The sequence below is a fragment of the Acetobacter sp. P1H12_c genome, assembly GCF_018811975.1.
Lineage (GTDB): Bacteria > Pseudomonadota > Alphaproteobacteria > Acetobacterales > Acetobacteraceae > Acetobacter > Acetobacter persici.
This window is the reverse complement of the sequence record NZ_JACRVR010000054.1, coordinates 1-12,237: the sequence shown is the minus strand read 5'-3', so window position 1 is coordinate 12,237 and position 12,237 is coordinate 1. Positions and strand designations below refer to the sequence as shown.

The window sequence follows — 12,237 nt, the reverse complement described above, 5'->3', positions numbered from 1 at the left end:
GAAACTGACGGTTCCCCCCAACATCACTCTCCTACCGCTTCCACCACGGTCACCTGAACTGAACCCGGTGGAAAACGTCTGGCAGTTCATGCGTAATACATGGCTCTCAAACAGAATCTTCAAAACCTATGACGATATCGTCGATATCGCCTGCCATGCGTGGAACCAGCTCACCGACCAGCCATGGCGCATTATGTCTCTCGGATTGCGCGACTGGGCTCATGGGTCATAGCAAAAGCAAATTGGTATCAGATCCCAGGAAAACCCAAGAAAATCATCTCCGGTCAGACCCAGCATGCCGGAGAAATCATTCTCGTTCATGGTCTCAATGGGCGTGAAGCCATTAGGTTTGACTTCCGGCAGAACACTCGGCAGACGGAAATTCTCATATGTTTCACCATGCCGGTGCGCGTATGTAATCAGACCATAGCCTTTCACGCCACTGAACAAGGTCTTACCGAATTTGATACTCAGGCTCTCACGCGTTTCTTCAGGCGTGCTGATCACCTTATTGGAATTGGACGGAAAACTATATCCCGCATAACCAAGCCGCCCCGGCTGTGAACGATAATCAACAGTGCGCGGATACATATGGTCCGTGTGATACATGGACCCGCTAATGTGGACGTAGCCGTCATCGCCGAATTTTAGTCCGCCATCCACATTGACCTGATAATTCCAGCCATTACCGGCATAGGCATTTGCCCCCGTCTGCCCACTGATATGCAGACCATGATCGGTCTTTTTGAGGATGATATTGACAACACCTGCAATTGCGTCCGACCCGTACATGGCCGCCGCGCCATCGCGCAGAATTTCGATATGATCAATAGCGCTGGGCGGGATCATATTCAGATCAACCGGCGTACCACCCTGCTGCGGACCGTTATCCGCATAGATATTTGCTGTGGTGTGACGTCTTTTTCCATCCACAAGCACAAGAACCTCATTCGGGTTCAGACCACGCATACGGATGGAAGACGTCAGTGCACCAGCATCCCCACCCACTGCCTGCATGGTAATAGAAGGATCAAGACGGGTGATGGCATCTGCAATATTCATCTGGCCGGTCTGGCGCAACTGCGCACCGGTAATAATAGAAATCGGAGAGGTGGAATCACGGGCACGGCGATTGAACGCGTGCGTTCCCGTAATAATCATCGTCTCCGCAGAACTGGCTGGCACCGCACTGGAAGCCGCTCGCACACTGCGCCCGCGGGCCTGACGCACTGCCGCAGCATTCGTTGCTTTAGACCCCGGTTTAACCAGCGACGACCGGCGATCTTTCGCCTTGTCGACATTCTCATCATCCTGCACGGCGGCATAAGCATTCATTCCGCCCAACCCGATCTGGAACGAAACAATGGCTGTGCAAATAACCGTTCTAGTCCTGTTCATACCCTCACTCCATTGTTCAGCATTAGGCGTTGACGACAAAACGGCGTAATTTTTAGAAAAAATCTATTTATTTAAGTATTCCATATAAATATTCTGAATTTTTTTTGTTTCTTTAGAAGAATAGGTTTTAGATTTTCCTTCGAGTTCCAGTTCAACAACCGGAACAACAAGATAAGTCGAACTGGTAAGAAATATTTCTTTTGCCTGAAGCAGATCATCACGCGTGATCGGGCGTTCAGTAACGGTCATACCGTTCTGTTCCGTGAGCTCAATCACGGTATTCCGCGTGCAGCCTGACAGGATCTGATGCGATACAGGCCGCGTGACAAGTTCACCCTCGTTTGTCACCATAAAAACATTTGAGGAACTGCCTTCTGTAATCCCGAGATCGTCATAAAAGATTACATCGTCAAAACCCGCATCCAGAGCGGCACGTTTAGCCATGACCTGCGGCATGAGCATGGTCGTTTTGATATCACGCCGCCCCCAGCGAATGTCGGGAATAACCTGGACACGCATGCCGTGTTTGAAGGCATTGCTCTCCTCAAGTGGTGTCGGACCGGTGCTCATGAGGAGCGTCGAGCGTTCCGTTGGAGATGCGATAAAATTACGGACAGTTTTACCGGGCGTGACCTGAATATAGATGAACCCGTTTTTGATACCATTTCTCTCAAGAAGATCATGCATCAGGCCCGGCATCAGGCTTCTTTCCGGCGGCAGAGTGATCCCCGCGGCGTTCAGAGACCGGTCCAGACGGGCCAGATGCTCTTCCAGATCAATGATCTTTCCCGCGACGGAAATACAAACTTCGTAAACGCCTTCTCCGAAGGTAAAACCCCGGTCAAAGGGCGAAATCATTGCTTCATCCTCATTGATGAAACGACCATTCAGGAAGACAACCGTCACCTTTTATCCTTTTCGAAACACCAAAAAACCTCAAAGATAAAAAGCAAGCCTTCTTATTTTCCAGCCAACTTTTAAGAGACTTTTTGCTTTTTGTTCTCGTTTCGATATGAATACGGTATAAGCGGCTACCCAAGCCAATGCTAATTCAGCATATTCCATGCGTCATATGCATAAAATAGCCACGGAGCTTTCTCGGGCTGATCATAAAGCATCTACAGAATAGTCGCAGTCGATCTGATAGCATGCTTTGAGGGGATCAAAATTATGGAGGCAGAGTATAGAGAAGGGCTACCGCCCACCTCCCCTGTGATCGCTGACCGGCCCCATGGTCATGGAGAAGCTCGGAAGTTCTCCATTGCGGTTGGTCACGCCATGAGGGTTCGTATTATACTGTCATTGGTCCGACCGGTCCGACGCCAAGCGCCTCCCTTTTTTATCCACAGTCTCGTCGCCGTACGGTGCGTTCAGATAAAAGATATCAATCACAACTCTCTGCCGTCTGTTTTTTAGGAAGACCACCAGTCCATCCATCATCCGGACGCAAACACTCATGGCCCCCAACGTTTCCAGCAGTTCTAAAGCGTCTTGTGCGGCTATATGTCTTCAAGGCATTCGTCAGCCCTCGTCATTTTGGTTGCCGAAGATGATCCCGCTCATTACGCGGCAGTCACACACTGTACGCTGACGTCTGCCTCTTAGGGAAAAACGATTAAAGAGGCATCACCTGCTCGCCCGTCAGCCAATATAGATCACTTATTCTACAGTCTCTTCACAGAAGTCTGAAACAGGCGTCTCACCTCAAGTCAATGAGACATCATCATAAGAACTGGCAATAAAAACGTGCTGCAAACAAACCAGCCTCAGACAAGCTCCCATAAAAAAATGAGGGAGCCTCTGGCTCCCTCACTTCTTTCAGACCGCCCTCCGCAGTTAATTCTTAGAAATGTGCTCCGAGATTGAGCTGGAAAGATCGGCCAATCAGAGCTTCATAATAACGGGTTACGCTGACGGTGCCGGGATATTTCGGCAGAGCATTTGTGATATTATTAATCATGAAATTGGCGTCAAAGTTTTTCGTGATTTCATACCCAAAGGTTGCGTTGAAGTAAGCAAAGCTCGGACGGTCATTATGTTCATAAGCCGTTTTGGCAACCTGAACCGCGTATTGTGACTTCCCGTAGAAAATAGTCTGCCACTGCACAGAAAGAGGCCCGCGGGTATAGTTGAGGTTCAGAGTGAACAAATCATTCGGGCTACCTGTCGTCCCTACCTGATAATATGTATTTCCCAGATAAGTCTGCGAATTTTTCACATAATGCGTGTAGTTACCGTTAACAGCTACAGTCCCCGCATTTTCTGACAAACCAACACGATACAGAGGCAGAACGTAGCTCAGCGCGCCCTGCAAAGCCTGCATGTGCTGGTTGGCAATGTTAAAATACCCATCCGTGAAACCCGTAATCTGGTGTGTGGAAGAGTCACGCGTAAACGTGTTGCAGTAAGCGTTTGACGGGTAGGACGATGAATCGTAGCACGCCTGAATCAGATTTTCTGCGCTGAGAGAGGTAATCTCGTTATTGATTTTGACATCAACAAACGAACCCTTCAGATCAAATCCCCTGATAAAGTGCGGACGAAATTCCAAAGAACCTGTGTAACTATGAGAGGTTTCGTTCTGCAGGCCACGATTACCACCCGTTGTTCCTTTGACAGTTCCGTTAGTGATGTTGGAAACAAAGCCGCTCGGCACATGCGCCTTGGCGCAGTTCAGAGCGCGGACAGTGGGGTTCGGGCCTGAGTTAACATAAGCTGCATCGCACGGATCATCAGCAGTTTCATAAGACGTGCTCTGCGGTGAGAACAGTTCCGTAACAGACGGGTTCCGAACAGACTGTGCATAATTCCCGGACAAACCAAGATCCTGCGTTGGCCACCAAGCGCCACCAAACATATACGTCCAGTAGCTTCCTGTCATACTGTTGCGAATGTATCGACCGTTTGCCGTAGCAGAAAGGCTGTACACTCCCGGAACATTCATCGCAGGAGAGACAAGCGGCACATCAAGCTCTCCAAACGCTTCGTGCGTGTAATAAGAACCTGATGTGTATGGCATAGCTGTGACGTTACCATACTGCCTGCGGGAACCATCCGCCAGTTCTTCACCCGCGAAGAAACTACCCGGATTGAAGGTATAACCTTCACGGCGATGTTCATACCCCAGATCCCACCGAACATCACCCGCCGGAAGCTTCAGGACCGTACTGTTGATTTCCGCCTGAAAATCGCGCTGTGCATTGCTGTTTTTATAATGTGCATCAGAGATAATGTAATTCTTTGCGCCAAGCGTGAGCTGGTCCGTTCCAAACGGATTGAATGGAGCACAGGTTTCGCTCCGGGTTGCAGCGGGAGAATTCTGATATCCGGGCGCACAGACAATGTTACCGCTCGCATCCCGTGTGCTGTTGAGCGCATTGATCAGGTTCTGGGTGTTGATCATGGGCTGCCATGTATCGCTCATATATTTGCTATACTGCCCCCGCAAAGACCAGTTGAAATGCCGCCCCAGTGCGTTGAAATCCCCTGCAAGACCGCCCTGAAAACGGAACATCTGCATGTCCGTGCGATACATTCCGCCATCAAGATCCTGATTCAGACGGGAAAGATAGAACTTGTCCGTCGGCAGGCCATTGGCAGCGAGTGCATTTTTGATCGTCGTCCGTTCGGCATCTGTCAGATATGGATTTTCGGTGCTCAGCGTATAGGCACCGTTTACGTTATGATAGCCTGCTCCATAAGACCCGTCTGTGTTCAGATAGCTGTCCATGTCCAGAGGGCCGTCACCAAAATAGGGTGTTGTCCATGTCCCCTGCCCGACCTGACTACTGGCGCGGCTGCGGGCGTACCAGCCTTGCCATGTTGCGTGCAGATGGTCCGCAAAATCATAATGACCAAGAGTGGTCAGGTTAAGCTGGCTGGAAGGAGCGTAAAGCTGGTTATAGTCACGGGTCGCCAGACCATTGCCGCCCGAAGCATTATAGCCTGTTTTTGTAAGATAATTCCATGTGACAGGAACAAGAGATTTCCCATCCTGACTGAACATCAGTGGCTGGCCAGCCGCGTTGGCAATTCCGTCATTTACACCTTTGTAGATAGGGATATCCGTGCCCGTCAGCCCCGGAATACCGGTAACAGACGCCCAAAGGTTTCTGGCTGAAGGTTCCAGCATATAAGTATAAGGTGTGCTGACACCCAGCGGGCCACGCTGATACGATGTAGCGTTTGAACCCAGTGTATTCGGCAGGTCGTTATACACAACGCCACCGGCATTACGATATTCAATATCCAGTACGGCACCACCTTTATCATGGTCAAACGTATGGCCATATTTGAATGTAATTTTTTCAGATGGCGCAATCAGACTTTGTGTCCAGCCACCCTGAGCCGTCATATCCACGCCTGTAAAGTGATCATCAAGCTGATAATTCACGACACCTGCCACGGCATCAGCACCGTAAGCAGCACCCGCGCCCCCAATGCGGGTATCCATGCTTTTGATAAGGGAAGTCGGAATAGCCGACACGTCAACCTGAGAGCCCGACCCTGCCCCGTAAACAGACGCTGAGGCACCCCCTACCATACGCATCCCGTCAATCAGGGTCAGGGTACGTTGTGAGCCCAGACCAAGCAGAGAGACAAAGGACTGCCCAGCCCCCAGTCCCTCCCACCGATAGGAGACTGGTCTCCAAGAGAAAAGGCCGTGTTTTCACGTAGCAGCGCCAGTCCAAGGTCGGTATAGCCCCGCTTACGCACCTGATCGGCACCAACCGTCACACCGGCCATCACGTTTGTTAGGCGGCTTTGGGACAAACGCGTGCCTGTTACAGTCAGGGTCTCTGTAGAAGAGTTGCCGCTTTTCTGGACAGCCGCGACTGTTTTTTCCAAATCTTTCTGCTTTTTTGTCTTCTTGTCTTTTTTGACGTGTTCAGACGGTTTTACAATTTCAGGCACTGTTTCAGCGCGCAGAAGAGGCGAAAAAAGGAGCGTGGACATAGCCATGGGAAGCGCCAGCCTGAAGCCGGTTGAGCGGACACGTCTTATGGATTGAGGAATAAAAAACTCCTGCCTAGAAAAATTCATATTTCACTCTATTGATTAGTGTTATGTTTATATCGCAAAATTATATCCGTGTTTTCTGCTACTACACGATTCTTAGTGAGCAAATATAAATTTGGAGGACTTCATCATTGCGGACCTGCACTGTGTTTTTACGGCAACAGTCGCCTCTGGCATCCCAGACAAAACCGGAACGAGAGCACTATCTCAAAGATACCTCACTGGTATTTCGAGAGGATTTTGCGGCTCTCCGTCATGGAAAGGAGTGTTTTAGTGCTCCTGATCATAAACACGCGCAGACGGGTGCAATTTGATTATGCTCGTGATCATCTCAATAATGAGCATCTCATGAAGCCTCTAAAAGGCTTTAAAATCATTCCTACGGCCAGCGTTGCCCCATGGTGGAGAAGACGGCTTACATGTGAGCATGGTGAGAATAATTTTAGAGAGAGCCCAACAATTTGTTGTTGAAACATCAGAACAACATGATACGGCTGTGACAGGAAAAATTACAGCACAGTTCACTTTGTACAAGGCGCTGGATACATAAACACATGACAACTATTCAAAAGCTTTCCAATCGTTCAAGATATTTTCTTTTCTCATGCAGCTCATGGGTATGCCTTACGCTCCCATTTCAGGCGGTTGCAGCGACTGGCTATGCAAGAGAACCGTCCATTGCCGGGCAGACCGTTTTGTTCAACGCTGAACAATCCATCTGGACCGCTCCACTTGCGGGGGGAAAGGCGCAACGCCTCACAAGTCCTCCGCGTGCCCCACATGACATTGATCCGCACCCCATTCTCTCGCCGGATGGTACACAGATCGCATTTCTGGCTAATTTTGATGGCCCGTCAGAAATTTATACCATGCCGACAACAGGTGGCGTTCCGCGCAGAGTAACTTATGAAAATGGCCGGATCCGCCTGATCGGATGGGACAGGAATGCAGGAATTTTATTCTCATTTCCTGCTGTAACCGGACCCTACTATTTTTATAACGTCGCCTCGGTTCATCCAGAAAACGGTAAAAAAATACTTTATCCTCTGGCCAATGCCAATGATGCGGCATTGAGTGATGATGGCCACTGGATCTATTTCACCCGTTTTGGGCTTGCCATGACGCGCGACAACATGCGTGCTTACCGGGGTGGCGGTATATCCCAGCTCTGGCGGTTTGACCTCAAAGGCGGAAAAGAAGCCGAGCGTATCGGGTCTCATGAAGTTAATCTGAACCGCCCCATGCCCTGGCATGACCGCCTGATTGTGCTTTCAGATGAAAATGAACGGTATAATCTATGGAGCCTTGCTACAGATGGATCTGATGCAAAACAGTTGACCCATTTTACGGATTACAGCGTTCTGGAAGCCAGTATTTCCGGAGACCATATCATTTTCCGCAAAGGGGCTGATTTATATCAGTATGACCTGACAACAAATCAAGTAAAGCCTGTCCCGCTTGATCTGGTCTCGGACAATACCCCCCGCACGCCCTACTGGCTGGCAAAGCCTGCCAAGTTTTTAACGGATACAAATCTCTCTGCCAAAGGGGACGCAGTGGTCTTCACCATGCGCGGGCATGCTGTTGTAGCGGCGCCCTCCCCCCGCAGGCAGGTTATTATCGCAACGCCGGATACGGTACGTTTACGGCATGCTCGTCTGAGCCCTGACGGCAAATCAGTCATTGCCTTTAGTGATGTTAAGGGCGAATCAAGCATCTGGCGTTTCTCTGCGGACGGGAGCGGCGCGGGAGAACAGCTTAATGAAGCTGTTGCTGCGGAACCTGTTGATCTGTCCGTCTCCCCTGATGGCAAACAGATTGCTCATACCGATCTGGCCGGCCGTTTGTGGCTTCTGGATATCCCAACCAAAAAAGACCGCATTATTGATACCGCCACAACGGACGGCACCAGCAGTTTTGACAGTTTATCCTGGTCTGCGGATGGTAAAATACTCGCTTTTGTGCGCACGCGCGGCTCAAACCTCCGTCGCCAGATTGCTTTTTTTGATACAAGTTCCAGCCGTCTGGAATGGGTGACTGACGGCCGTTATGAGTCCTTCACACCTGTTTTCTCACCCGATGGAAAATGGTTGTGGTTTTTATCAGACCGTAATTTTTCACTGGGAAACAACTCCCCATGGGGTGACAGAAACCTTGGACCGGCCTTCCCGCACAGAACCGGAATTTATGCGCTTGCTCTGCAAAAAAAGACCCATTTTCTGTTCCAGCCTGCAACGGAGCTGGATGATCCAGAAGATCATAAAGACGACGATAAAAAGAAGGATGATAAAAGCAAATCTGAACCGAAAAAGCCTCTGCCTGCTGTAGAATGGGACGGTCTGGCAACACGCCTTTACAAGGTCCCTGTTGCGGCGGCTGATTATCGGGGGCTCGGCGCAACAGAGGAGTTCCTCTACACCCTTGAAACGTCTGAAGAAACAGGCCCCCTCAAATCCATTCATATTGACAACAATGAACATAAAACAGAGATTTTCGCTCCTAAAGCCAGTGATTTTCAAGTAACCGCTGACGGGAAGAAAATTCTTGTTCTCACCAGTGATCCTAAAAAAGATGCGCCTGATCTGTTTATTGCTCCCACAACAGCCAAAAAACCTGATGATCTGACCGGGAAAACAATCGACATTTCAGAGATCCGGCTAAGAATTGACCCTGTGCAGGAATGGAACGAAGAATTTCTTGATGCATGGCGCATTCATCGCGACCATTACTATGACCACGCCTTGCAGGGTATAGACTGGCCCGGAATTCGCAAACATTTTGAACCTCTGCTGGCGCGTGCGGGTGATCGTTCGGACCTTGACGATGTGCTTGCCCAGATGGTGGCGGAAATCGGGGCAATGCATTCCCAGATCATTCCTGCAAAAAGTACTGAAAAACCAGCGACCTCGCTTGTTGCAAGTCTGGGCGCTCACTTGGTCCGGGAGAAAAACGGCTTTCGGATAGACCATATTTATCAGGGTGACAAAGATTTGCCTGACCAGCAGTCTCCTTTGGCAGCACCCGGTGTGGATGCGCAAAATGGCGATATTATTTCTGCGGTTAACGGGCAATCCACCGTCAATGCCCCTGATCTGTCTGTCCTGCTGGCGGATCAGGCAAACAAGCAGGTCCTCCTGACACTGTCCCGCAATGGCAAAGAACACAAAGTTATTGTCAAAGCTGTCAGCGCCAGCGATGAGCGAGATCTGCGCACACGCGACTGGGAAATTAACCGCGCTGAAGCCGTGGAAAAAGCCAGTAAAGGCGCGATTGGCTATCTGCACTTAGGCGGTATGACGGGTGAAGACATGGAATCCTTTACCCGCGAATTTTACGCCAACATTGATAAAAAGGGCCTTGTTATTGATGTCAGAGGCAATAACGGCGGGAATATTGATAGTTGGGTTCTGACACAACTTATGCGGCGGCCGTGGATGTTCTGGGCGCGTTATGGCAATGCGCCTTCGGTAAACTTCCAGCAGGCCTTTCAGGGCCCTATTGCTGTCGTGACGGATGAACGCACCTATTCAGACGGCGAGGCCTTTGCTCAGGGTATTGAAGCGTTGCACATCGCTCCCGTTATCGGGGAACGCACAGCAGGCGCAGGGGTGTGGCTTTCTGATGGAACACGTCTGATGGACATGGGCAGTGCACGGACCGCTGAAAACCCCTACTTCGACATGCAAGGGCGCTGGCTTGTTGAAAACAAAGGGGTGAAACCGGATATCGAGGTAGAAAACATGCCAGTTGCAACCTTCAACGGGCAGGACCAGCAACTTGATGCAGCACTTGGCTATTTACAGAAGCAAATGGCCACGCACCCGCTCCCTGCCCTCAAACCTGAGCCCTTTGAACATCCTGTTTCAACAGGACAGTAACGCAACGACGTATCGTCAGTTGACTGATGATTGGACGTGTCACGGTTTAGTTTCAGCCCCTTAAACCGACGAGGTTCATGAAGGAGACGTGAAAGGAGGCGCATGGATCTACCGTCTGGTTGGTGTCAGTGACCTGAGTTTAAGGGACTGCCACCACGCCCAGTCTATGCTCGCAGAAGAAAGAAGTATCCTGAGGGTGCCTATCCGCCCCCCTCAAGCGCAGTTATATCGTCCCGCATAATAGAGGAATTCCGGGCATCCTATTCCCTGCCGAGCATCGTCACGTTGGAGGGGTGATGTGCAAAAATGATATTCCTGTTGTCAGGACAGGACACTTCAGAGTGGCGACCCGCAGCGCTCATAATCATGCTATTACACCTCCCTGCTGGGACAAAATTTCTCAGCAGCGGAGGATCAGACCAGTTGTCGGTTCATCCCCGCATTTGCGGGGAACACGAGAAACTGACTCCTGCCTTACAGACTAATCTGGCCATGTTGCCAGAAGCACTGAGGGAAGCATTGTTTCAATAAAAGTGCTGACTGGATCTGATGTATCCAATAATACAGCAGGTCGCCCTTCTATTAGCATATGTGCCAGTCCGTGTGCGGTTGCCATCGCACTGGCCATATGTGGACGGAAGACCCGCCTGTGCAGATCTGGTGGCTCTTGCCCGAAATAAGCCGCTGCTGCCTTTGCATATCGTGTTAACGCATCAAAGGAAGCCTGAATGAGATCCGGATCTTTGAAGTCAACCAGATCTACGCGGCAGATCAGGCGGAATAGCCCGGGATTATGCGCAGCAAACGTCACGTAGCCCAAAGCCTGCATCCTGAGATCCTGAGCCGCAATATCGGAGAATGGTAAAGCATTCAGTTCTGCTTCAAGACGTTTGAAAACTCGAATGGCGACAGCCGTCAAAAGGCCTTTTGTACCGTTGAAATGATGTGAGGGGGCTCCTGGGGATACTCCCGCCGCTTTGGCAGCTTTCCTGAGGGTAAACCCTTCAACACCTTCCTCGCGGATGATGTCCTCTGAGGCTTCAATCAGCGCTGTTTTCAGATCCCCGTGATGGTACTTCTCCCGCTCTTGATCCACCATGTCTTCTCCTTCTTCACGATATGAACAGTGTTTAGATTGATGCAATCCCTAATCTATGCAATGTTCAGATAGAGAAAGCCACCTCTATGGGAATGACGATATATGACACAGCGCGCATTAATTGTCGGTCTTGGTATTGGCGGCATGTCGGCTGCCATAGCATTAAAGCGTCAGGGCTGGATGCCAGTGATTATCGAAAGAGCCGCAGAACGACGAAAAGGCGGTTATTTCATAGGTTTGCGTGAGGAAGGCAAAAACGCTGCCGCCGCTCTGGGGGTGCTGGATATCATGGAAAAGAGAACTCCAGACCACATTCAGTTCTGGGATGTACGCAAGGATGGCACCCGCAAACGTATTGCCGACCTGACGCAGGAGACAAATGCGCCGATTGCCGTATTGCGAGGCGATATTGAAGAGGCGCTTTGGCACGGGATTGAGGGAAAGGTGGAAGTCCGGTTCGGCACTGTCCCTGTGGCAATCATCAATGGCGCAACACAGACTCATGTCACACTGCAAAGCGATGATGGTCAGGAAACGACGGAAACTTATGACCTTGTAATTGGAGCCGACGGAGTGCGTTCGACCGTTCGAAAGCTAGCACTACAGTTGCATTTTGTGTTGAGTTCTGACTCTATGGATACCCATGATTCAGGATATGATGACCGGTGGTGCGTCTGTTGAAGAGACGCTGGAATTATGGGTGCGTTCGCTTCGATCAGCCAAGGAGCGGATTGCTCCACTGTTTACGCAAAAGCGTGTCGCGGATTCAGCGTGTTCTTTCCTTGATGTTTTAATTGGCAATGATCCACGCAAGACAGGTTGGATGCGGGCAGAAGCCGCAGG

Annotated in this window: 8 protein-coding genes and 2 pseudogenes; 5 read left to right on the top strand and 5 right to left on the bottom strand. The window is 50.3% G+C overall.

Translation table 11 applies throughout. From position 1 onward, the window contains the following. Positions 1-232: transposase (locus KP699_RS15275; protein ID WP_215763231.1), on the top strand; the 232-nt coding region annotated here is incomplete at its 5' end. A 17-nt stretch (positions 233-249) separates the two neighbouring features. On the opposite strand, the pseudogene KP699_RS15270 reads toward KP699_RS15275, so the two are convergent. Next, a pseudogene (locus tag KP699_RS15270) lies at positions 250-1,335 on the bottom strand (TonB-dependent receptor plug domain-containing protein); the annotation flags it as partial. Positions 1,336-1,461: 126 nt separating this feature from the next. Next, positions 1,462-2,160, bottom strand: a complete 699-nt coding sequence (locus KP699_RS15265; protein ID WP_252347131.1) for an aminotransferase class IV — start codon at positions 2,158-2,160, stop codon at positions 1,462-1,464. On the opposite strand from KP699_RS15265, the gene KP699_RS16545 reads away from it, so the two are divergent. Further along, a complete protein-coding gene (locus KP699_RS16545) occupies positions 2,080-2,379 on the top strand; it encodes a hypothetical protein (protein WP_252347132.1) in 300 nt (99 codons plus the stop codon). The genes KP699_RS15265 and KP699_RS16545 overlap by 81 nt on opposite strands. An 862-nt stretch (positions 2,380-3,241) precedes the next feature. Here KP699_RS16545 and KP699_RS15260 read toward each other — a convergent pair. Next, positions 3,242-5,965, bottom strand: a complete 2,724-nt coding sequence (locus tag KP699_RS15260) for a TonB-dependent receptor domain-containing protein (RefSeq protein ID WP_374196963.1) — start codon at positions 5,963-5,965, stop codon at positions 3,242-3,244. Further along, the gene (locus tag KP699_RS16540; RefSeq protein WP_252347129.1) at positions 5,962-6,360 is read right to left on the bottom strand and encodes a hypothetical protein; all 399 of its coding nucleotides are present in this window, start codon (positions 6,358-6,360) and stop codon (positions 5,962-5,964) included. Before KP699_RS16540 ends, KP699_RS15260 begins: the two co-directional genes overlap by 4 nt. A gap of 752 nt (positions 6,361-7,112) precedes the next feature. On the opposite strand from KP699_RS16540, the gene KP699_RS15255 reads away from it, so the two are divergent. After that, positions 7,113-10,295 (top strand): S41 family peptidase, encoded by a 3,183-nt coding sequence (locus KP699_RS15255; protein ID WP_252347128.1) that lies wholly within the window; start codon positions 7,113-7,115, stop codon positions 10,293-10,295. 481 nt (positions 10,296-10,776) lie between these two features. On the opposite strand, the gene KP699_RS15250 is transcribed toward KP699_RS15255, so the two are convergent. Beyond that, positions 10,777-11,394, bottom strand: coding sequence for a TetR/AcrR family transcriptional regulator (locus tag KP699_RS15250; RefSeq protein WP_215763228.1), 618 nt, complete (start codon positions 11,392-11,394; stop codon positions 10,777-10,779). Positions 11,395-11,496: 102 nt separating this feature from the next. Here KP699_RS15250 and KP699_RS15245 point away from each other — a divergent pair, with 102 nt between their 5' ends. Next, positions 11,497-12,075 carry an NAD(P)/FAD-dependent oxidoreductase gene (locus tag KP699_RS15245; protein WP_215763227.1) on the top strand — a complete coding sequence of 193 codons (579 nt, stop codon included), beginning with the start codon at positions 11,497-11,499 and terminating at the stop codon, positions 12,073-12,075. Further along, positions 12,038-12,237, top strand: a pseudogene (locus tag KP699_RS15240) (IS701 family transposase); the annotation flags it as partial. The gene KP699_RS15245 and the pseudogene KP699_RS15240, both read left to right, overlap by 38 nt.